Source organism: Polaromonas aquatica (assembly GCF_042659145.1).
GTDB classification, from domain to species: domain Bacteria; phylum Pseudomonadota; class Gammaproteobacteria; order Burkholderiales; family Burkholderiaceae_C; genus Polaromonas; species Polaromonas aquatica.
The window spans coordinates 231,704-252,244 of record NZ_JBHSRS010000013.1 but is presented as its reverse complement, the minus strand read 5'-3'; the positions used below and the strand labels follow the sequence as shown (position 1 = coordinate 252,244).

Genomic DNA, 20,541 nt, shown 5'->3' with positions numbered 1-20,541 from the left:
CGCTACGAAACCAATAGTGAAAATCGATAAAATTCCGTCCATCCCAAGGCGCATGGCCTGCTGGGTTTATGAAGGTTTGCTGATGTTCGGTGTGGTGTTTATCACCGGTTACCTCTTCAGTACCTTGAGCCAGACGCGCAATGCGCTGGACAATCGACATGCCCTCCAGGCCTTTGTTTTTGTCGTTTTTGGCATTTACTTCGTATGGTTTTGGGCCAAAGGCCAGACTCTGGCCATGAAAACATGGAACATCCGAGTGGTGGATGTCCATGGCACCCTGATCTCCCAGCAACGCGCCTTGCTACGGTATGTACTGAGCTGGCTCTGGTTTTTGCCTCCGCTCGGACTCAGCTGGCTGCTCGGTTTGCCGGGCATGGAGGGCGCCGTCCTCACCCTGGGTTGGGTCGCGATTTGGGCTATTTTGGCGCGCTTTCACCCACAAAAGCAGTTTTGGCATGATGCCTGGGCAGGCACCCGGCTGGTAACCTGGGTCGCACCTGAAAGCCCAAAGCGCGCAGCGCGGATGGCCGCAAAGAACAAGACCGCCATTGGCAGCCGGCAGTAACACGAAGGTGCCACAAAGCGGCGCCACAATAGCAGCCATGCCCGATCCAGCCTCTTTTCCAGCTTCAAGCGACGCCACACCGGCCCCCACCCCTCTTTTGCACCGGCAACCGCCAGTCAACCCCCAAAAACACCGCAAAGGCCTGAGCCGCGTCTGGCACGCCTTTGGTTACTCCCTCGCGGGTTTGCGCGCAGGCTGGTTCGAAACCGCTTTTCGGCAGGAGGCCGTAGCCTCCATGGTGCTGGTTCCCGCAGCTTTCTGGCTCGGCCGCAGCTGGGTTGAAGTCGTTTTGCTTGCCGGCACGGTCATCCTCATCATGATTGTGGAACTGCTCAATACCGGGATTGAAACGGCCATCGACCGCATCGGCCCGGAATGGCACGACTTGTCCAAACGGGCCAAGGACATGGGCAGCGCCGCCGTGCTGCTCAGTCTTCTGCTCTGTGCAGGCACCTGGGCGCTGGCGCTCTTTCAAAGGTTTTCGATATGAATCTCAATAATTCCGTGACTACAAAAGCCGCTTTTTCGGTCTGCGTCTACTGCGGCTCACGCTCCGGCAACGAACCAGAATTTGCACGTGTAGCGCAGCAGGTGGGCAACTGGATTGGCAGGAACAAGGGTCAGCTCGTTTATGGCGGTGGCCGCAACGGGCTCATGGGCATCCTGGCCGATGCAACGCTGGCAGCCGGCGGACTTGTGATCGGCGTGATCCCCAAGGCCCTGGTCGAAAAGGAATGGGCCCACAACGGATGCACAGAACTGCACGTCGTCGAGACCATGCATGAGCGCAAACGCATCATGGCCGAGCACGCCGATGCATTTTTGGCCCTGCCCGGCGGCATAGGCACGCTGGAAGAGTTTTTTGAAGCATGGACCTGGCGCCAGCTTGGCTACCACGACAAACCCGTGGGCCTGCTCAATATGGGCGGGTATTACGACAACCTGCTCGCATTTTTAAGCTCGTCGGTTAAGGACGGTTTCATGAACGAATGGCTGATGGACCTGATCCGCACGGGCGGCGAGGCCGAGCCCTTGCTGGAAGCACTGGTGCAGGCTGCGGGCATGTCACCCCAGAGCACACGGCTGGACCAGATCTAGACCGCCGCCCCAAACAAAGTCCAGCCCCTAACGGGCTGATCAGACGGCGGCTTCGTCTTCTTCGCCGGTGCGGATGCGTACCGTGCGTTCAACGCTGGTGATAAATATCTTGCCGTCACCAATCTTGCCGGTGCGTGCGGCGCGAACAATGGCGTCCACGCATCGGTCAACATCGTCGGTTTTCACCACGACTTCGACCTTGACCTTGGGCAAAAAGTCAACGACATACTCGGCGCCACGGTAAAGCTCGGTGTGCCCCTTCTGGCGGCCAAAGCCCTTGACCTCGGTCACGGTCAGGCCGGTCACCCCACATTCAGCCAGGGCTTCGCGGACTTCTTCGAGCTTGAAGGGCTTGAGGATGGCGGTAATTAATTTCACTGGGATATCTCCGTTGGTTGTCAATTATTGTCGGGCATAACGCGCGCATGGCCGAGGAGCGGCCCGGGGAAAGTAAGGGCCGACGGCCGCCCCAAGCAAGACCAGCGCCCTCGGGGGCAGCGCATTACACGAAGTGAAAAGCCTGGGAGCAACATGCTCAGGCGCGAAATTTACTGGTAATGGGGTAGCGCCAATCCTTGCCAAAACTCCGGTGGGTTACCCGGATACCCACCGGGGCCTGGCGGCGCTTGTACTCGTTAATCTTGATGAGCCGCGTGACACGTTCAACCACGGCGGCATCGAACCCTGCCGCGACGATGCTGTCTATGCTCTGGTCGTTTTCCATGTAGCGCTCGAGGATCGCGTCCAGCACTTCATACGGCGGCAGGCTGTCCTGGTCGGTCTGGTCCGGGCGCAGCTCGGCGCTCGGAGGCCGGGTGATGATGCGCTCCGGAATCGGCTGGCTACCAGTGCCGTACGGGTCATTCTCGTTGCGCCAGCGCGCCAGCTTGAAGACTGTCATTTTAAGCAGGTCCTTGATCACGGCAAAGCCACCCGCCATGTCGCCATAAAGCGTGCAGTAACCCGTGGCCATCTCGCTCTTGTTGCCGGTCGTCAGCACGATGGAGCCGAATTTGTTGCTCAGCGCCATCAGAAACACCCCGCGAATCCGCGCCTGGATGTTTTCTTCGGTCGTATCCTCCTTCAAGCCCTTGAACTCGCCGGCCAGAGAAGCCTTGAACGCCTCAAACTCGGGAATGATGGATATCTCGTCATACCGCACTTTCATCCGCGTAGCCATCTCCTGTGCATCTATCCACGAAATATCGGCCGTATAGGGCGACGGCATCATCACCGTGCGCACCTTGTCGGCGCCAAGCGCATCCACGGCAATTGCCAGCACCAGGGCCGAGTCAATGCCGCCCGACAAGCCCAGAATCGCCCCGGGAAAGCCGTTTTTCCCCAAATAATCACGTACGCCCAGCACCAGCGCGTCCCACAAATCAGCTTCATGGCTGCGTTCCGGCACCACATTAGCTATTAATTTAATAGCTTGCTGCGCGCGCTCCGCCTGGACCGTGAACAGATTTTCCTTAAAACTCTCGGCCCTGCCGGCCAGTGCGCCGTCGGCCTGCAATGCAAACGAGTGGCCCTCAAACACGATTTCGTCCTGCCCGCCCACCAGATGCGCATAGATAATCGGCAAACCGGTGGCTTGCGCCCGGCTGCGCATCATCTGCTCACGTTCCCCTCCCTTGCCCACGTGAAAAGGCGAGGCGTTGATCACCACCAGAAGCTCCGCACCCGACTCCCTGGCCAGCCGTGCGGGCTCTTCGAACCAGGCGTCCTCACAAATCAGCAGGCCGATGCTGATGGCCTCGTCACCATCACCTGCCTGGAACACGCAAGTGCCCTGCCCCGGCGTGAAATAACGGCGTTCGTCAAACACCTGGTAATTCGGCAATTCGCGCTTGGCATAGGTTTCTATGATGCGGCCTTCACGCAGCACCCTGGCGGCGTTGTGACGCTGCGGCACTTCAACGCTTTTGGTCCGCAGGCCCAGCCCGCTGTCGCCATGGGTAGGCGTGCCGACCACCACCGTCAGGCCCTTTAACCCGGCCAGCGCACGGGCCACCAGATTCACGGCATCATCGCAGGCTTGGATAAACGACGGGCGCAAAAACAGGTCTTCGGCCGCATAGCCGCAAATCGCCAGCTCGGGCGTCAACACCAGCCGGGCGCCATCAGCGTAGGCTGTGCGGGCGGCTTCGATGATTTTTTGCGCGTTGCCCGGCATGTCGCCCACGCAGTAGTTCAATTGGGCAACACAGATTTTGAGTGACAACGAATACTCCGGAAAATACGTGAAAAACAAGTCAAACGATTATGTCATCCGCGTGCTGGACTCACCGCTGGAGGTCAATGGCAGCGACTGGAACGAGCTGCTCGCAGCGCAGAGCCCGGATGGCACAATCAACCCCTTCATGCGCCATGAGTACCTGGCGGCCATGCACCAAAGCGGCAGCGCCACGCCCGAGACCGGCTGGACGCCGCGTTTTGTCACGCTCTGGGAAGGCAACACACTGGCTGCAGCCTGCGCACTGTATTTAAAGACGCACTCTTACGGCGAATATGTCTTTGACTGGGCCTGGGCCAATGCCTACCAGCAGCATGGCCTGGACTATTACCCCAAAGCAGTGGTCGCCACCCCCTTCACCCCCGTGCCCGGTGCTCGCCTGCTGGCACGCAGCGCGCAGGAGCGCCTCCTGCTGGTCCAAGCCCTGCTGGCCTGGTGCGGGGAAGAAAAACTCTCATCGCTGCATCTGCTGTTTGCAAGTGATGACGATGTGGCCGCGTGTGAAGAGGCGGGGATGCTGCTACGCCATACCGTGCAGTTTCATTGGCAGAACAAAAGCCCCCTAACCGCTATAGCCAATCCCGTTCGGGCTGAGCCTCTCGAAGCCAGTCCTGCAGCGGCAGACCCTTCGACAAACTCAGGGCGAATGGAGTACTCACCCGGCTACCGCGACTTCGACGACTTCCTGATGTCGCTCAGCCAGGAAAAACGCAAGAAAATCCGCCAGGAACGCCGCAAGGTTGCCGAGGCGGGAATTACCTTCCGATGGTCGCTGGGCAAAGACATCAGTAACACCGACTGGGACTTTTTCTACCGGTGCTACGAACGTACGTATTACGAACACGGCAACGCCCCCTACCTGAGCCGGGACTTCTTCCAGCGCATGCAGGACACCATGCCCGAGAACTGGCTGCTGTTTGTGGCCGAGCACACCGCCGCCGGCGGTGAACGCCAGCCAATTGCTACAAGTTTGATAGCTATTAGCACTCAACCTGACTCGGCTACAGCCATGAATGATAAAAGGAACGGCCTTACCGCCTATGGCCGCTACTGGGGCGCCCTCGCCCGCGTTGACTGCCTTCATTTTGAAGCCTGCTATTACCAGCCGCTGGCCTGGTGCATAGAACACGGCTACCAGCGCTTTGAAGGCGGGGCACAGGGTGAGCACAAAATGGCGCGCGCCCTGCTGCCGGTTAAAACCACCAGTGCCCACTGGCTGGCCCATCCCACATTCTCCGATGCTGTGGAGCGCTTTCTTCTGCGGGAGGGCACCGGCATCGACAATTACATGGAAGACCTAAACCGGCGCAGCCCTTTCAAAGCGGCGATGTGATACTGATTTTCAGCTTGTGCGCACGCACCATGAAGTGGCATTCAAAAGGCATCGCACCCCAATTTACGTTGTAAATCTGCAAATTGCCTCCGTCTTCAACCTTAATTTCGCACCCTTTCCGCTTGCGATGTCACAATAAACGCACCAATTTAACTCCTGCAACAAGAAAGCATCCAATGAAAAAACTCTTCGTCGTCGCCGCTCTGGCATCTACGTTTATGGCCAGCACTGCATTCGCGCAAGGTTATATCGGCTTTGGTATCGGTTCGTCGCGCGCTAACAATGCTGACGGCACCTCCGGTGGTTTCACTGTCTCTGGTGGCAACTCCAACAAAGGCTCCGCCAAAATTTATGGCGGTTTCCAGTTCACACCCAACTGGGGTCTTGAAGCCCAGTATTCCGATCTGGGCAATCGTGCTGTCCTGATCACCAACTCCACCACCGGTGCAGCAGCCGGCAGCGGTAATTACCGCGCATCCCAGTTCAGCATCGCCGGCACAGGCACTCTGCCTATCGGTCAAAGCTTCGCGTTGATCGGCAAGCTGGGCATTTCGGCGAACCGCGCCAATGGCAGCGCTACAGCCCCTTTCAGCTTCAGCAGCCAAAACAAGAGCGATTTGCTGGTTGGCATTGGCGTTTCCTACAGCATCACCCCGCGTCTGGCTGTTCGCCTTGAATACGAAGATTTCGGCAAATTCACCGGCGGTGGCAACATTGGCAACACGGGTTCCACCCGGTTGAACAACACGTCCCTCAATCTGCAATACGCATTCTGATCGGCGGTTGATCTGCTCCAAAAAGCCGGGCTTGCCCGGCTTTTTTTCGTCCCGGAACTGTGGGCCCCTTTCAATCCATTAGGCAAGCGCTTCTTCTTTGATAGCTCCTTCGGAGCCCACCATCATTGGCCTAAGCCACTTGACGACTGGAAACGCTGCCTTGGAGGCAGGTTTTCAGGCGTTCACAGGCAAAATCACATTTAATGCTCTCCACTGCTGATATTTCCATCGCCGCTGCAAGCTCACCGCCTTTCCCGCTCGGCCGCCCCCACGCGCGCCGCCTGCGCGAGATCTACCGCTCCGCCGGATGGCCTTGCCAGGATTTGCTTGAAATCGAACTATTGGCAGCCGGATTGCTACAACGAATCACCAGCCCTGAAGGACACATTAGCCTGCGTGTAAGCGATTCGGGTATTACCCATCTCGCAGATACGCTGCAACGCAACCGCTCTACCCGAACCAAACACGAAGCGTTGGTCGAACACGTTGCCCGAGAAATGGTGCGTGCCGGCCGCGTCACATGGCGAGGGCTGGCGCTCAGGGCCCAGTTGCCGCCGGCAGAAGAAGCCGGGCCGCTGCGCTGGTGCATGGCAAAGCCGGATGTATTTTCGATCCGCAATACCTCGGTGCAGGAATACGTGGACCCCGTCGTGCACGAGATCAAAGTACATCGTTCCGACCTGCTGGGCGACTTGCGGCGCCCCGAGAAAAGGGCTGCCTACCTCGACCTTGGGGGCGAATGCTGGTATGTGCTTGGCTGCGATGCCAAAGGCAAGCCCATAGGCAGCGCCGATGAGATTCCGCCTGAATGCGGCGTGATGCTGATGCAGGAAGATCGGTTTGTTGTGTTACGGGCCGCGCCACGGCGCAAGCGCCAGGCCTTGCCTTTCGGCGTCTGGATGGCGCTGGCCAAGGCAACGCCAGTTGCCGGTTTGCTCGAAGACGAGCAGGGGTTGCTCGGTTGCGACGACATGCCACCCGGTGCCTGACGCCGCCCTCCACGGCAAACCCTAATGCCGGAAGCGCCAGCGCTGGGTTAAGGTCAAGTCCGGAGACAACAACAATGAAATCACTGACCGGTCTGGACGCCACCTTCCTCTACCTCGAAACGCCCGAAATGCCCATGCATGTGGGCTCCTTCAACCTGTGCGAGCTGCCCGCCGGCTTCAAGGGCAGCTTTCACAAGGAGGTGACAAAACACCTGGCCAAACGCATGCACCTGGCACCGGTATTCAGCCACAAGCTGGTGTTCATGCCATTGGACCTGGGACACCCGCTGTGGGTGGAGGCCGACTCCGTCGACATCAACTTTCACATACGCCGTGCAGACACCGCCAAAAAGGGAGCGGCCGCCATGACGCTGGCAGAGGCGCAGCGGCTTTGTGCGCAGTTGCATGGTGAACTCATTGACCGCAACTTCCCGCTGTGGGAGTTTTATGTGTTTGACCGCATCAAGCTGCCCGAGGCCCAGGGCGGCCGCATCGTCGGTGGTTTTTTCTCAAAAATCCACCATGCGGCGCTGGACGGCAAGGGTGGCGTGATGCTGGCCAATGCCCTGCTTGACATGGGCCCGGTGCCGCGCGAGGTAGCACCACCCGACCCGGGCCGGCGCCGCAAGCTGGAATCGGACCTCAAGCTCGGCAAGATGATAGGTTCGGTGTTTTCGAGTTCGCTGGGCCAACTGGTCAAGGCAGCAAAATCACTGCCCTCCGCGGCCACCACCTTCGGCAGCACACTGGCCAAACAGTCCATGGCAAGCTCCGGCACGGGCGTCAAGGCCAAGATGCCCATGAAGCTGGCGCCGCAAACACCTTTTAATGCCGGTATCACTACAGGCCGAGTGTTCGTAACGGCCACCGTCCCGCTGGCTGAGTGCAAGGCCATGGGCAAGGCGGTGGGCGGCTCGTTCAACGACATCGTGCTGTGGATCTGCTCGACAGCTTTGCGCAACTACCTCAGCCAACACCACAGCCTGCCGAAAAAATCACTTGTTGCGGCCATGCCGGTGTCGCTGCGTGAAGCCGGTGCCACAGACGCCAGCAACCTGGGCAACCAAGTCAGCATGAGCCTGGTGGAACTGGGCACCCACCTGGCGCATCCCCTCAAGCGCATGAATGCCATCATGGCGTCCACCGCCAAGGTCAAGACCTCCATGCAGAGCCTCAAAGGCTTGCTGCCCACCGACTACCCTTCACTGCTGGCACCGTGGCTGGTGGGCGGCGCGGCCAAAATGGCATTGAATGCCTACGGCAAAAGCGGCATGGCAAGCCGCCTGCCCATGGTGGCCAACCTGGCCATTTCCAACGTGCCCGGTACACCGGTGCCTTTGTACCTTGCGGGCGCGCAGTTTTTAAGCTTTCACCCGCTGTCCATCATCATGCACGGGCTGGCACTGAACATCACCATCCAGACTTATGCAGGTCACGTTGACTTCGGCATCGTTGCAGACAAAAAGGCACTGCCGCATGCCAGCGATCTGGCAAAAGCCATTGAGGCGGCGTTCAGGGAAGCGCAAACCTTGATGGCCTTGCCTGCAGCGACAACACAGGCTGCGCCAGCGAAAGCCCGAAAAACCACGTTATCTCCGGTCACAAAGAAAACAAAAGCAGCCAGCCATGCGAAACATGCCCCTGTAAAAACCGGCAAGCGCCCCGATACTGTCAGCAAGCCAAATACATCAAAAAAAACCAATGCCCCAAACCATGGCAGGCCAGTCCTCAAAACAGCATCCGAAAAATCCGCAGCAAAAACAGTCAAGCGCAAAACCGTCGCCAGGTAACGCGCCTGCGCCCCACGACCAACCACCCAGCGCCTGGCTGCTGGCGCTGGAGTTGCGGGCGTTCTGGGAGTTTGGCGCTCTGCTGCCTTCCTGGCCGCTACTGGCGCGTGCGCCCAAAGGCGATGGCCATGCCGTGATGGTATTTCCTGGTCTGTCGGCCAACGACGCGTCCACCGTGCCCTTGCGGCACTACCTGCAGTCGATCAACTACAAACCTTGGGGTTGGGAGCAGGGTTTTAACTTTGGCCCACGCGCAGGCGTACTTGATGAAGCCAGGAACAAACTGGTGCGCACCTTTGAAAGCACTGGCCGCAAGGTGAGCCTGATTGGCTGGAGCCTGGGCGGTGTCTATGCGCGTGAGCTGGCCAAGGAATTGCCGCATATGGTGCGCACTGTTATCACATTGGGCACGCCGTTTGCGGGCTCGCATAAAGCCACCAATGCCTGGCGCATTTATGAGCTGACCAGCGGCCGAAGTATTGAAAAGGAAGCGGAAAAATACGACCTGCCCGCAGCACCGTCCATGCCAACCACCAGCATTTATTCACGGACCGATGGCGTGGTCGCCTGGCAGGCAAGCATCCAGGCCCCCGACACAAGCAACCCCGATACCGAAAACATTGAAGTACTGGCGAGCCATATCGGCCTGGGCGTGAACCCCTGCGCGTGGTGGGCCGTGGCTGACCGCCTGGCCCAGCCCGAGGGCGGCTGGCAACCTTTTGAGCGAAAATCAGGTGTGCACGGGCTGATATTCCCCAAACCAGCCAACACCTTCACCCGCTAGGGTGATGCAGACAATCAGCGTACTATCAGCACCGGCATGCGGCAATTTGCCAGCACCTGGGTTGCCACCGAACCCATGACCAGATTGACCAGCGCGCCATGGCCGTGGGAGCCCAGTACCAGCAGGTCAAATTTTCCGGCTTGAGCAGCCTTGGCGATGGTCTCCCCGACGGACCCCACTTTCCAGCTGCTTTTGGCATCAATGCCGTGGCGCAACAGGAATTTGGTGACAGGTGCCAACACCTTTTCGGCTTCTTCGGAAAAATACTTCTCCACGACAGCCTTGCCCACAGCACCGCGCACGCGCGGCGGCAAGGACGGTTGAACGGTCAGCACGGTGTACTGGTTGTTTACAGCGAACAGCTCATCATGCGTGGCAAGGTAGGCCAACATTTTTTTTGTGTATTCGCTACCGTCAACCGCAAGAAGAATTTTCATGATGCGCCCTCAATGAGTAAATCGATCCAGTGTACTTGGGGCTGTGCAATGCATGTTGATGCAAATCAATATGCCCGCAAACTTGTAACTCACCATCAGCATCACGCACCAGCGCCGGATATTTGGCTGCACCAAGAGGCCGGGCAAGCCCCAAAGCAAGGACTCTGGCCGTGTTCAGAACTCGTGCACGTTGAACTGGTAATCCGCAGTCACTTCACCGAGCAGGCGAAGCCCGACATCCGGTGGCGAGGCCAGTGCCTGGGCGATCTTTTTGTTGAAGCCCACCAGGATGGCCTTGGCCTTGTCGGCAAACTCCGGGCTGACACCCTGGTCCTCGTATTGCAGGACGTAGCCGTGCGCAGCAACGCCGATCACAAAAAAGAACGCGGCATTCGCGGGCTCCTGCGTCATCAGGCCAAAGGCAGCCTTGTAGAGCAGCTTGAATGAATCGGTTCCGGATTCCGCTGCTTCGAACCTGCCTGCTTCTTCATCAAAAGTCATTACCAGTACCTCTTTATCGACTCGTTTCAATCCCATGCCGCCATCATACGACCGGCTTCATGTCCGAAATGCCACCATGCACAGAAGACCACTGAGCAGGATTGGCAAGAAAAGCCTCAATTTCAGCCACGGCCCCCGCATCCAGATGGCCGCTGTCCCGCCCCACCGCCAGGACGTCGGTCCAGGTCGCGAGTGCATGCAGTGCCACACCGAAAGGCGCCAGCAATGCCTCAACCGGGAAAGTGCCATAGTCAAAAATGACAAACAGGTCCTTGACGCCGGCTCCTGCAGATGTGATGGCACGCAGGAAGTTAACCTTGGAAGTGCCGGCCGCCACCATGTCATCCACCAGCAGCACACGGCTTGCCTGCGGCGTTACGCCAACCATCTGGCTGCCATGGCCAATTCCGCGGGTCTGCTTGCGCACGTATTGCAAAGGCAATTCGAGCTCATCCGCCATCCAGGCTGCAAAGGCGATGCCACTGGCCTCGGCACCGACAATCGACTGAATGCCATCCAGGCAGCCGCGCTGCCTTAGCAGATCCAGCCCTTGTTTAACCAACTCACGGCGTGCCGCAGGAAACGATATCAGGCGCCGGCAATCCATATACACAGGGCTGGCCCAGCCGGAGGGCAAACGAAACGGCTCTTCCTTGCGAACCTGTACACAGCCACTGTCCAGCAGCATGCGGGCCACGTTTTTCGAAATCTCGGAACTGGGATAAAACGCCATCTGGAGGTCTTTCTCGGGGTATTTTGGATGTGACAATCTACGGCCTGGCGAGCAGCTTGCGCAGGCGCTCGGCACCGGCCCGGCCTTTGTAGGAGGCTTTCCAGAGCCGCTCTATCATTTGCTCATACAGCTTGACGGCTTCGGGCGAAGCCGTGACCGTGGCAATGCCATTGCGTACATTGGGCAGCTCGCCGAGCCGGAACGGGCTCAGCGCCAGGACGGAACGGCTGGCGCTTTGAAACAGCTGAAAGGTCGAGGACGGCATGGCATCGTCCACAAGGCCGACCTGCACATGCATGGGTTCGCTCTCCATCAGCTCTGCAATGCGCTCGATTTCCTGCCGGGCGGCCTGGATGCGTTCCTTGCGCAGCGCTTCGGGCAGGTCCAGCCGGCCCACCAGGCCGGTATGCAAAAACCGTTCAAGGTCACGCAAGCCAACCAGGCTCACAATGCCCGGCCGCCGCTGGGCAAACGCGGCCTTGCGCTCCTGCAGGATCTGCACCAGCTGGTCGATTTCCTTCACACGCACAGCCTCGCCGCTTTGGGACGAGGCATCACCTTGCGGCAGCGTCTCCAGCAACATGAGCCTGAGGTAGTTCAGGTAGTCACCCGAGGTCAGCAACAGTGAAATCGGCTCGAAGTGCGCCATGATGCGGTCCGCGCCCTGCTCTAGTTGGCGCATGCGCTCAAAAAAGCTCAGGAAATTGGCGTAATACTCCACCTCCACACCGAGCAGCGAAGCCATTGATGTACCCAGGAGCTGGGCTAGGCGCTCCACCGTCTCGATCTTGACGATTTCGCCTTTTTCCATCCGGTAAACCACGGCGCGCGACACGCCAAGCGATTCGGCAACATCTTCGGCCTGCAGCGATGCGCCCAGGCGGTAAGCCCTGAGCCGGTCGCCCAGCGCCGCATAGTCAATGGATGAAGAAAGATTCATGTGCAATACGGTCGATATCGATAGCCTGTCGCCTGCGGCCGAAAAACAAGTGCAATGAGCCCAACAGTGTCTCATGCCGGGCTTGCCGTTTTCCTGGCATAACCCTCATGGCCGGCCTACTGCGCTGCAGTGCCCGAGAGTTTTTCCACTGCGTCATCCAGCACCTGAACGCCCAGCATGAAGTCATCCATTTCCATGGCTTCATCCGGGTTGTGCGAACCATTCTGGTTGCGTATAAACAGCATGCCAGCAGGAATGCCTGCATTCGCAAAAAGAGAGGCATCGTGACCGGCACCGCTGGGAATCACGTCAAACGTGGTGCCGCGCGCCCGGCAGGCGTCGGCCAGCACAGCGCACACCGCCGGGTCCATCTGCGCCGGATCGGAACGCTGGCGCCGGTCAAACTCGAAGCGGACCTGGCGTTCGCGTGAAATCGCCTTGCATTCGGCCTGCATCAACTGGTAAAACGCTTCCAGTGTGTCCGGGCTTTTGCTGCGGGCTTCAAAACTGAAGGTCACACGCCCAGGAATGCGCGAGATCGAATGCTCTGCCGGGTCTGTCATCACCACGCCTGCAGTCACCACCAGGTCAGTACCCCGCTCCAGCAGGACGCGCCAGTGGTCGTCCAGGCGAATGATCAGGTCGGCAACCGCAAACATGGCATCACGGCGCAGCCAGCGCGGCACCACGCCGGAGTGCCCGGCCTCACCGATGCAGACAACCCGGTTGTGCCGGACATTACCGCGTATGCCGGAAACCACTGCCAGCGGCAGCTCTTTGGCCACCATGACAGGCCCCTGCTCTATATGCAGCTCCAGGTAACTGCTGACCTGACTCAGGTCCAGCAAATGCTCCTGCGCCCGGATAGCCGCCACATCGGCGCCGGCTTCGGTCATGCATTCAGCCAGGGACTGTTGTGTAGTGCGTTGTTTAAGCTCCAGGTCTTCCGGCGTGACCTTGCCGAACAGCGCGCCCGAGCCGATATAGGCCTTGCCGAACCAGGCGCTTTCTTCACCCCTGAAACCAATCACCCGCAAAGGCGTGGCAGGCGCGGCACCCGTGCGCTTTTGCCGCAGCAAACACAGCAGCCCGGCGACCACACCGGCCAGTCCGTCGTAATTGCCGCCCTGTGGCACCGAGTCGAGGTGCGAGCCAATCCATACACCGGCTTGTGACCCCGCACCCGGCAGGCTGAACACGATGTTGCCGGCCCGGTCGTTAGCGACCTGCAGGCCTTCCTTCTCGGCAAACTCACGCAGGAAATCGGCCGCAGCGGTTTCGCCCGCACCATACGATGCGCGGGTCACACCTACGCCGTCAGCAGACAGGCTTCGGACAGCGTCCAGCAGATGCTCGGCAATGGGCCGCAATTCAAGAATGGTCATAAACATCAACCCGATTGCTGCGCAAAACGCAGCCAGCGATCCGTCAACTGGCGGTCAAGCTTGACCTGCCCCGTGAGCTCCCTCAAGTGGGAAACGCCCATCTCAACGCAATAGGCCTGCAGCCCGTCAATGATTTTGCTCATGATGCCGGGGTCCAGGAAAGAGGCCGTACCTACCTGCACGGCACTGGCACCGGCAAGCATGAATTCGATGGCGTCTTCGGCGCTGCTGATCCCGCCGCAGCCAATGATGGGCACACGCACGGCCCGGTAACACTGGTGAACCAGGCGCAGGGCAATCGGCTTGATCGCGGGACCGGACAAGCCGCCCATCACGTTGCCCAGTTTGGGTTTGCGGGTCCGCACGTCGATGGCCATGCCCAGGATGGTGTTGCCCATGACGATGGCATCGGCGCCAGCCTCTTCGGCGGCCTTGGCGACCGCCGCAATATTGGAGGCATTGGGCGTCAGCTTGACCCAGAATGGGTGTTTGGTCCTGCCGCGAATAGCGCTGACCACCTTGTAGGTGGTATCCGGCGACATCGCAAAGGCCATGCCGTCAGCTTCCAGGTTGGGGCAGGAGATATTCGCCTCGATCACGGCCACTTCCGGCAGCGACATCTCGGCACAGGCATCGGCAAACTCATCGACCGTATCGGCCGAGATGGACACCACCACAGGCGTGCCAAAGGCCGTATAGGCCGGCAACACTTCGCGGCGGTAATAGTCCAACCCCTTGCTCGGGATGCCTATGGAATTGAGCATGCCGCCATGAGTTTCCGCGACACGCGGGGTCGGGTTGCCGGCCCGGCTTTTCGGGGACACGCTCTTGATCACCAGCGCGCCCAGACGGCTCAAATCAAGCGCCTCCTGGTACTCGATGGCAAAACAGCCTGAGGCCGGCATGACCGGGTTTTGCAGGCTGATGTCGCCCACCTTGACGGACAGATCAGCCAAACTCCACCTCCCCTACAACTTCACGAATCGGAAACACCGGGCCTTCGCGGCAGACCCGCTTGAAATGTTTGCCCGTAGGCGTATCAAACATGCGCACGCAGGACAGGCACACGCCCATGCCGCAGGCCATGCGCTGCTCCATGGCAACCTCGCCACGTACCTGCGGGAAGTCCGCAAGAACGCGTTGCAGCAGCATGAGCAGGCGGTGCGAGCCGCAGGTGTAAACCACGTCGGGTTGCTGCCGCTCTATCAGTTCGCGCAGCAGTTTCTCGACGTTTTCAACCGCAGAGCTGCCGTCACTGTCAAAAACGCTGTGCACATCAGCCTCGACACCGCGCAGGAACTCATCCCGCATGAGGTCGCCCGGCGAGCGTGCCGACATCAGCGCCGTCACGGCAACACCGGCCTGGCCGGCATCCCTGAGCAGCGGCGCCATGGTGGCAAGGCCCACGCCGCGGGCCACCACCATCACACGCTTGAACGACGGATCGAACTCAAAGGTATTGCCCAGCGGGCCGACAATTTCCATGGAACTGCCGACTTCCAGCGTGGCAAGCGAAGCCGTGCCTACGCCGGTGACGTTGTACAAGAACTCTATGGACCCGCTGGCCGGGCCCACACCATAAACACTCATGGGCCTGAGCAGAAAGGGCTGCAGCGCGTTTGTCGTCGGGCAGCGGAGCTGGTAGAACTGCCCCGAGCGGGTGGTGCCCGCAAGATCGGCAGTCGACTCCAGTCGCAAATAGCGGTAGCGGCTGTTGACCCAGCGATGCTCGGCAACTTCGCAGCGATGCGTCGCCACAGTAGCAGCGAAAGGCGCTGCGCACACAGAGGATTCCATGATGAGTCTGGTAATGTTTAAAAGCGCTCTTTTTCTAACTGAGCGCCAGGCTTATTCGAGCTCCGCACCCTTGAGCTCAGGAATCAGGAATGCAGTCGCCAGCATGTCGATGATGTAGATGGCTGCAAGCAGGCCAATCGCGATCTGGAACGAATAGGTGGCAGCCAATGCGCCCACAACCACCGGACCAAAACCGCCTACACCACGACCCACGTTGAACAACACGTTCTGTGCGGTAGCCCGCGCCGCCGTTGGATAGGCTTCGGACATCAGTGCACCGTAACCGCCCAGCATGCCGTTGACAAACATGCCCAGCACCGCACCAGCCCACAACATGACATTCGGGTCAGTCAGCTGGGAATACACCATCACCATGACAACAGCACCGGCCTGGAACAGCAGGAAACTGGGCTTGCGGCCAATGCGGTCGGCAAGCTGGCCAAACACCCAGATACCGGCCATCATGCCGAGAATCGTTACAGAGGTCCACACGGCGGACTTGGTCAGGTTAAAACCAAGCTGCTTGGACAGGAAGCTGGGCATCCAGATCATGATGCCGTAGTAACCAAAGTTCTGCACCGAGCACAACACGGCAATACCGATGCTGACCTTGGTGGTGGCCTTGTCCTTGACCAGCAGCTTGAAGGCATCCATGGTCGACTTCTTTTTGACGCTGCTGCGCACAAAAACTTCAGGTTCGTGGAGCTTGTTACGGATCACCCAGGCGACGATGGCGGGAATCACACCCACCAGGAACATGCCGCGCCAGCCGATGACCGGCAGCAGCAGCGGCGTGAGCAAGGCAGCGCCCAGCACACCACATTGCCAGCCCAGCGCCACATAGGACGACACGCGGGCGCGGTGCTTGGCAGGCCAGGCTTCGGCGGCCAGCGCCATGCCGATACCAAACTCGCCCCCCAGCCCGATGCCGGCAATGGTGCGGTAAATCAGCAGGTCCCAGTAACCCTGCGCAAACGCGCAAAGGCCGGTAAACACGGCAAACAGAACAATCGTCCAGGTCAACACGCGGACACGGCCGAAACGGTCGCTCAGCGCGCCAAAGAAGATGCCGCCGGCAACCGCGCCCACCAGGGTCCAGGTCACCAGCGAGCCGGCTTGCCCCGGGGTCAGCTTCAGGTCGGCAGAGATGGCCGACAACATGAAGCCGAGAATAAGAAGATCAAACCCGTCCATGGCATAACCAATGGCCGAGCCCATCATGGCCTTCCAGCCATAACTGCTTACCTCCTCGGATGACTGGCCGGTGTCGGCGGCTGACGCTGATAGTTTCATATTTGTATCCATGTTTATCGTCTCCTGTTATGTAGACTTTTCTTTGAAGATTCCACAAAACGCCGGCAAAGCCTGCGTCCCTCTATGCAAATAAAACATTCCGTGATGTACCATAAATGATACCAGTCTATTTTTAGAGACTGAGTGTTTTTGACACCTCCAGATTAGTAGTAACCCTTGATTCAAAGGATTTAATGATGGCTATCGTCGGCGTCATGGGCTCAGGCACTACTGAGTGGAACGACCTTGCAGCCCCGCTCGGCACATGGATCGCGCAAAGCGGCCACGACCTGCTGACTGGCGCGGGCAAAGGTGTGATGCTGTCAGTTTCACGGGCGTTTTCAGGCACAAAGGGCCGGACCGGCCGATGCATAGGCATCGTTCCCACCATGCCAGATGCGGTGCTTGGCTTCGCTCCGCTGGCTGGTTACCCGAACCCGTTCATAGACCTGCCGATACTGACCCCGCTCCCGAGAAGGGAGCCAGGCGCAACCGCAGAGGCCCTGAGCCGCAACCATGTCAATGTTTTGACAAGCGACATCGTCATTGCCCTGCCCGGCGGGCATGGCACGCTGGACGAGATAAGCCTGGCCCTACGTTACCCCAGGCCGGTGATGTGCCTGGGGCCGGACGAGGCATTCGCATCAGTCCCACCGGAAGTGGGCAGATCGACTCGGCTGGACGACATCTTTCGTTTCATCACAGCGCAAACGGCAATGAAACAGTCCAGCGGGTCGGCCGCCAGATAGCTACGTTTTTAATAGCTGGTTGCGCTTGATTGGCGGGGGCCATGGGCAGTTTTTGCCAAAAATCTGGCAAAAACCGGCCCCCACGGCGCAAAAATCAGGCGTTCGCCTTCACGTAATTGGCGATGCCGTCGGTGATTTCTTTTTTGGCGGCGTCAGGGCCTTCCCAGCCCTGGACCTTGACCCACTTGCCTTCTTCGAGATCCTTGTAGTGCTCAAAGAAGTGGGCAATGGTTTTCAGGCGCAGCGGGTTCATGTCTTCCGGCTTTTGCCACTGGGTGTAGAGCGAGCATTTCTTGTCGATGGGCACGGCCAGCACCTTGCCGTCTTCGCCGGCTTCGTCGGTCATTTTCAGGATGCCGATAGCACGGCAGGTCACGACCACACCGGGGATCAGGGGCACAGGCGTGATCACCAGCACGTCCACCGGGTCGCCGTCGCCGCTGATGGTCTTGGGCACATAACCGTAGTTGGTCGGGTAATGCATGGACGTGCTCATGAAGCGGTCCACAAAAATGGCGCCGGATTCCTTGTCCACTTCGTATTTCACCGGATCAGCGTTCATCGGGATTTCGATGATGACGTTGAAGGATTCGGGAACGTTTTTACCGGGGGAGACTTTTTCGAGGGACATGGTCGCTTTGGGTTGAAGATAAAAAGAAAACGGGTACCGGGGGATTGATCGCAGCGATGAGCGCCAGCGAGGGAATGCTCGGGATTTACCCTCATTTTACTGATTCAGACCTTACGCCTCGTGAACTTGTCACATTTTGGCGTTAAATTTCAGAGGTTGGCCAATCGTCTCCACAGCATGTTGGAAGCAGCGAGGAAGCAACGCAGCGGGGGTTACGACCATTTGCTAGCGTTGTTACCCCCTCCAAGCGAAAAACAACGTAGGAGATTTTCATATGTCAGGTATGACAGGCAACTCGGCGCTCATTCTTGCGCTGGTCTGCGGACTGATCGCCGTGGTTTACGGCATCTGGGCACGCAGCTGGATTCTTTCCCAGGACGCAGGCAATGCGCGCATGCAGGAGATTGCAGCCGCCATCCAGACCGGCGCCGCCGCCTACCTGGCGCGGCAATACAAAACCATAGCCATCGTCGGGGTGGTGCTGGCAATTCTGATCGGCGTCTTTCTTGACGGTAAAACCGCCATCGGCTTTGTCGTAGGCGCGGTACTGTCAGGCGCCTGCGGCTTTATCGGCATGAACGTCTCCGTGCGTGCCAATGTGCGTACCGCACAGGCCGCTACCCGCGGCATTGGCCCCGCCCTTGACGTCGCCTTTCGCGGCGGCGCCATCACCGGCATGCTGGTGGTGGGCTTGGGCCTGCTGGGCGTCACCGCCTTTTACTGGTTCCTCGTCGGAAACGGCAACTACACGCCCGACGTGAAGCTGGCCAGCCTGCTGAACCCGCTGATCGGGTTTGCCTTTGGCTCATCCCTGATCTCCATCTTCGCCCGTCTCGGCGGCGGCATCTTCACCAAGGGCGCCGACGTAGGCGCTGACCTGGTGGGCAAGGTCGAAGCCGGCATCCCTGAAGACGACCCGCGCAACCCGGCCGTGATTGCCGACAACGTGGGCGACAACGTGGGCGACTGCGCCGGCATGGCCGCCGACCTGTTTGAAACCTACGCCGTCACCCTGATCGCCACAATGGTGCTGGGCGCCCTGCTGCTGTCCAACGCCGGTGTCACGGCCGCGTCCTACCCGCTGGCCCTGGGCGCTGTGTCCATCATCGCGTCCATCATCGGCTGCTTCTTTGTCAAGGCTTCGCCCGGGATGAAGAACGTGATGCCGGCCCTGTACAAAGGCCTGGCGATTGCCGGTGTGCTGTCGCTGATCGCGTTTTACTTCGTCACCATGTGGCTGATGCCCGACAACGCTGTGACCGCCACCGGCACGCAGATGCGCCTGTTCGGCGCCTGCGCGGTCGGCCTGGTCCTGACCGGCGCGCTCTGCTGGGTCACCGAGTACTACACCGGTACACAGTACAAGCCGGTGCAGCATATTGCGCAGGCTTCGACCACCGGCCACGGTACCAACATCATTGCCGGCCTGGGCGTGTCCATGCGCTCCACCGCCTGGCCCGTGATTTTTGTGTGTATCGCCATCCTGACCTCCTACTCGCTGGCAGGCCTGTACGGCATTGCGATCGCCGCGACCTCCATGCTCAGCATGGCCGGCATTGTGGTGGCGCTGGACGCCTATGGACCTATCACCGACAACGCCGGCGGCATTGCCGAGATGGCCGAGCTGCCCAGCAGCGTGCGCGACATCACCGACCCGCTGGACGCCGTGGGCAACACCACCAAGGCCGTGACCAAGGGCTACGCCATCGGTTCCGCCGGCCTGGCCGCACTGGTGCTGTTTGCCGACTACACCCACAAGCTTGAAAGCTACGGCCGCGCCATATCGTTCGACCTGAGCAACCCCATGGTCATCGTCGGCCTCTTCATAGGCGGCCTGATTCCCTACCTGTTCGGCGCCATGGCCATGGAAGCCGTGGGCCGCGCAGCCGGTGCGGTTGTGGTTGAAGTACGCCGCCAGTTCCGCGACATCAAGGGCATCATGGACGGCACCGGCAAGCCAGAGTACGACACCGCAGTCGACATGCTGACCACGGCCGCCATCAAGGAAATGATGATCCCCTCGCTGCTGCCGGTGGTGGTACCGATTCTGGTCGGCATCTTCCTCGGACCGCAGGCGCTGGGTGGCCTGCTGATGGGCACCATCGTGACCGGCCTTTTTGTGGCGATCTCGATGTGTACCGGCGGCGGCGCCTGGGACAACGCGAAAAAGTACATTGAAGACGGCCACCACGGCGGCAAGGGCTCCGAAGCACACAAGGCTGCCGTGACCGGGGACACCGTGGGCGACCCCTACAAGGACACCGCGGGCCCGGCAGTGAACCCGCTGATCAAGATCATCAACATCGTGGCGCTGCTCATCGTGCCGCTGATGATGAAGTTCCATGGTGGCGAGGCTGCGGCTGCACCGGCAATGCCCACAGCAGCGCCTGCCGCCATGAGCGCACCGGCTACAACGCCCATGGCTCCGGCCATGCCCGCAACACCCGCCTCAAAATAGGCAGGCCTGTCTACAAAAAAACCCGCTTTCGGCGGGTTTTTTTTCG

General features: G+C 59.6%; 21 protein-coding genes. 10 read left to right on the top strand and 11 right to left on the bottom strand.

Annotation, left to right across the window (positions count from 1 at the left end; genetic code table 11):
* The first annotated feature begins 16 nt into the window (after positions 1-16).
* The 3 genes from ACFQND_RS05295 to ACFQND_RS05285 are packed head-to-tail and all read left to right on the top strand — an operon-like array spanning position 17 to position 1,663.
* Positions 17-565 (top strand): RDD family protein, encoded by a 549-nt coding sequence (locus ACFQND_RS05295; protein ID WP_371437719.1) that lies wholly within the window; start codon positions 17-19, stop codon positions 563-565.
* A 37-nt stretch (positions 566-602) separates the two neighbouring features.
* Positions 603-1,055, top strand: a complete 453-nt coding sequence (locus ACFQND_RS05290) for a diacylglycerol kinase (protein WP_371437720.1) — start codon at positions 603-605, stop codon at positions 1,053-1,055.
* Positions 1,052-1,663, top strand: a complete 612-nt coding sequence (locus ACFQND_RS05285) for an LOG family protein (protein WP_371437721.1) — start codon at positions 1,052-1,054, stop codon at positions 1,661-1,663. Before ACFQND_RS05290 ends, ACFQND_RS05285 begins: the two co-directional genes overlap by 4 nt.
* Before the next feature lie 39 nt (positions 1,664-1,702).
* Here the strand turns inward: ACFQND_RS05285 and ACFQND_RS05280 are convergent, their stop codons facing one another.
* The gene (locus ACFQND_RS05280) at positions 1,703-2,041 is read right to left on the bottom strand and encodes a P-II family nitrogen regulator (protein ID WP_371437722.1); all 339 of its coding nucleotides are present in this window, start codon (positions 2,039-2,041) and stop codon (positions 1,703-1,705) included.
* Positions 2,042-2,198: 157 nt separating this feature from the next.
* Positions 2,199-3,887 carry an NAD+ synthase gene (locus ACFQND_RS05275; protein WP_371437723.1) on the bottom strand — a complete coding sequence of 563 codons (1,689 nt, stop codon included), beginning with the start codon at positions 3,885-3,887 and terminating at the stop codon, positions 2,199-2,201.
* 19 nt (positions 3,888-3,906) lie between these two features.
* Here ACFQND_RS05275 and ACFQND_RS05270 point away from each other — a divergent pair, with 19 nt between their 5' ends.
* From ACFQND_RS05270 to ACFQND_RS05250, 5 genes are all read left to right on the top strand, one after another.
* On the top strand, positions 3,907-5,232 hold the full coding sequence (locus ACFQND_RS05270) for a GNAT family N-acetyltransferase (RefSeq protein ID WP_371437724.1): 1,326 nt from the start codon (positions 3,907-3,909) through the stop codon (positions 5,230-5,232).
* A gap of 176 nt (positions 5,233-5,408) precedes the next feature.
* A complete protein-coding gene (locus tag ACFQND_RS05265) occupies positions 5,409-6,008 on the top strand; it encodes an outer membrane beta-barrel protein (RefSeq protein WP_371437725.1) in 600 nt (199 codons plus the stop codon).
* Positions 6,009-6,211: 203 nt separating this feature from the next.
* Positions 6,212-6,997: a hypothetical protein gene (locus ACFQND_RS05260; protein WP_371437726.1), complete on the top strand. Its 786-nt coding sequence runs from the start codon at positions 6,212-6,214 to the stop codon at positions 6,995-6,997.
* A gap of 74 nt (positions 6,998-7,071) precedes the next feature.
* Entirely contained in the window at positions 7,072-8,787 is a 1,716-nt protein-coding gene (locus ACFQND_RS05255; protein ID WP_371437727.1) for a wax ester/triacylglycerol synthase family O-acyltransferase, read from the top strand.
* Positions 8,711-9,571, top strand: coding sequence for an alpha/beta hydrolase (locus tag ACFQND_RS05250; RefSeq protein WP_371437728.1), 861 nt, complete (start codon positions 8,711-8,713; stop codon positions 9,569-9,571). Before ACFQND_RS05255 ends, ACFQND_RS05250 begins: the two co-directional genes overlap by 77 nt.
* Positions 9,572-9,585: 14 nt before the next feature.
* On the opposite strand, the gene ACFQND_RS05245 is transcribed toward ACFQND_RS05250, so the two are convergent.
* The 8 genes from ACFQND_RS05245 to ACFQND_RS05210 all read right to left on the bottom strand — a co-directional run bounded on the left by ACFQND_RS05245 (position 9,586) and on the right by ACFQND_RS05210 (position 16,657).
* Positions 9,586-10,008 carry a universal stress protein gene (locus tag ACFQND_RS05245; protein ID WP_371437729.1) on the bottom strand — a complete coding sequence of 141 codons (423 nt, stop codon included), beginning with the start codon at positions 10,006-10,008 and terminating at the stop codon, positions 9,586-9,588.
* Positions 10,009-10,182: 174 nt separating this feature from the next.
* A complete protein-coding gene (locus tag ACFQND_RS05240; RefSeq protein WP_371437730.1) occupies positions 10,183-10,545 on the bottom strand; it encodes a hypothetical protein in 363 nt (120 codons plus the stop codon).
* Between the two features lie 7 nt (positions 10,546-10,552).
* Positions 10,553-11,278, bottom strand: coding sequence for an orotate phosphoribosyltransferase (locus tag ACFQND_RS05235; RefSeq protein WP_371437731.1), 726 nt, complete (start codon positions 11,276-11,278; stop codon positions 10,553-10,555).
* A gap of 1 nt (position 11,279) precedes the next feature.
* Positions 11,280-12,182 carry a helix-turn-helix domain-containing protein gene (locus ACFQND_RS05230; RefSeq protein WP_371437732.1) on the bottom strand — a complete coding sequence of 301 codons (903 nt, stop codon included), beginning with the start codon at positions 12,180-12,182 and terminating at the stop codon, positions 11,280-11,282.
* Positions 12,183-12,298: 116 nt separating this feature from the next.
* Positions 12,299-13,567, bottom strand: coding sequence for a Zn-dependent hydrolase (locus ACFQND_RS05225; protein WP_371437733.1), 1,269 nt, complete (start codon positions 13,565-13,567; stop codon positions 12,299-12,301).
* A 5-nt stretch (positions 13,568-13,572) separates the two neighbouring features.
* Complete coding sequence (locus ACFQND_RS05220; protein WP_371437734.1) at positions 13,573-14,523, bottom strand: dihydroorotate dehydrogenase; 951 nt, start codon at positions 14,521-14,523, stop codon at positions 13,573-13,575.
* The gene (locus tag ACFQND_RS05215) at positions 14,516-15,364 is read right to left on the bottom strand and encodes a dihydroorotate dehydrogenase electron transfer subunit (RefSeq protein WP_371437735.1); all 849 of its coding nucleotides are present in this window, start codon (positions 15,362-15,364) and stop codon (positions 14,516-14,518) included. Before ACFQND_RS05215 ends, ACFQND_RS05220 begins: the two co-directional genes overlap by 8 nt.
* Before the next feature lie 51 nt (positions 15,365-15,415).
* Positions 15,416-16,657: an MFS transporter gene (locus tag ACFQND_RS05210; RefSeq protein WP_371437736.1), complete on the bottom strand. Its 1,242-nt coding sequence runs from the start codon at positions 16,655-16,657 to the stop codon at positions 15,416-15,418.
* Between the two features lie 197 nt (positions 16,658-16,854).
* Between ACFQND_RS05210 and ACFQND_RS05205 the strand changes: the two genes are divergently transcribed.
* Positions 16,855-17,406, top strand: coding sequence for an SLOG cluster 4 domain-containing protein (locus ACFQND_RS05205; RefSeq protein ID WP_371437737.1), 552 nt, complete (start codon positions 16,855-16,857; stop codon positions 17,404-17,406).
* A 94-nt stretch (positions 17,407-17,500) separates the two neighbouring features.
* On the opposite strand, the gene ppa is transcribed toward ACFQND_RS05205, so the two are convergent.
* Positions 17,501-18,037, bottom strand: coding sequence for an inorganic diphosphatase (gene ppa / locus ACFQND_RS05200; protein ID WP_371437738.1), 537 nt, complete (start codon positions 18,035-18,037; stop codon positions 17,501-17,503).
* Between the two features lie 283 nt (positions 18,038-18,320).
* Here ppa and ACFQND_RS05195 point away from each other — a divergent pair, with 283 nt between their 5' ends.
* The gene (locus tag ACFQND_RS05195) at positions 18,321-20,495 is read left to right on the top strand and encodes a sodium-translocating pyrophosphatase (RefSeq protein ID WP_371437934.1); all 2,175 of its coding nucleotides are present in this window, start codon (positions 18,321-18,323) and stop codon (positions 20,493-20,495) included.
* Positions 20,496-20,541: the final 46 nt, after the last annotated feature.

Coding starts and splice junctions, on each gene's coding strand:
- ACFQND_RS05290 (WP_371437720.1), top strand. CDS start 603: ATGCCCGATCCAGCCTCTTTTCCAGCTTCAAGCGACGCCACACCGGCC.
- ACFQND_RS05285 (WP_371437721.1), top strand. CDS start 1,052: ATGAATCTCAATAATTCCGTGACTACAAAAGCCGCTTTTTCGGTCTGC.
- ACFQND_RS05265 (WP_371437725.1), top strand. CDS start 5,409: ATGAAAAAACTCTTCGTCGTCGCCGCTCTGGCATCTACGTTTATGGCC.
- ACFQND_RS05260 (WP_371437726.1), top strand. CDS start 6,212: ATGCTCTCCACTGCTGATATTTCCATCGCCGCTGCAAGCTCACCGCCT.
- ACFQND_RS05255 (WP_371437727.1), top strand. CDS start 7,072: ATGAAATCACTGACCGGTCTGGACGCCACCTTCCTCTACCTCGAAACG.
- ACFQND_RS05250 (WP_371437728.1), top strand. CDS start 8,711: ATGGCAGGCCAGTCCTCAAAACAGCATCCGAAAAATCCGCAGCAAAAA.
- ACFQND_RS05245 (WP_371437729.1), bottom strand. CDS start 10,008: ATGAAAATTCTTCTTGCGGTTGACGGTAGCGAATACACAAAAAAAATG.
- ACFQND_RS05240 (WP_371437730.1), bottom strand. CDS start 10,545: ATGGGATTGAAACGAGTCGATAAAGAGGTACTGGTAATGACTTTTGAT.
- ACFQND_RS05230 (WP_371437732.1), bottom strand. CDS start 12,182: ATGAATCTTTCTTCATCCATTGACTATGCGGCGCTGGGCGACCGGCTC.
- ACFQND_RS05225 (WP_371437733.1), bottom strand. CDS start 13,567: ATGACCATTCTTGAATTGCGGCCCATTGCCGAGCATCTGCTGGACGCT.
- ACFQND_RS05215 (WP_371437735.1), bottom strand. CDS start 15,364: ATGGAATCCTCTGTGTGCGCAGCGCCTTTCGCTGCTACTGTGGCGACG.
- ACFQND_RS05210 (WP_371437736.1), bottom strand. CDS start 16,657: ATGAAACTATCAGCGTCAGCCGCCGACACCGGCCAGTCATCCGAGGAG.
- ACFQND_RS05205 (WP_371437737.1), top strand. CDS start 16,855: ATGGCTATCGTCGGCGTCATGGGCTCAGGCACTACTGAGTGGAACGAC.
- ppa (WP_371437738.1), bottom strand. CDS start 18,037: ATGTCCCTCGAAAAAGTCTCCCCCGGTAAAAACGTTCCCGAATCCTTC.
- ACFQND_RS05195 (WP_371437934.1), top strand. CDS start 18,321: ATGACAGGCAACTCGGCGCTCATTCTTGCGCTGGTCTGCGGACTGATC.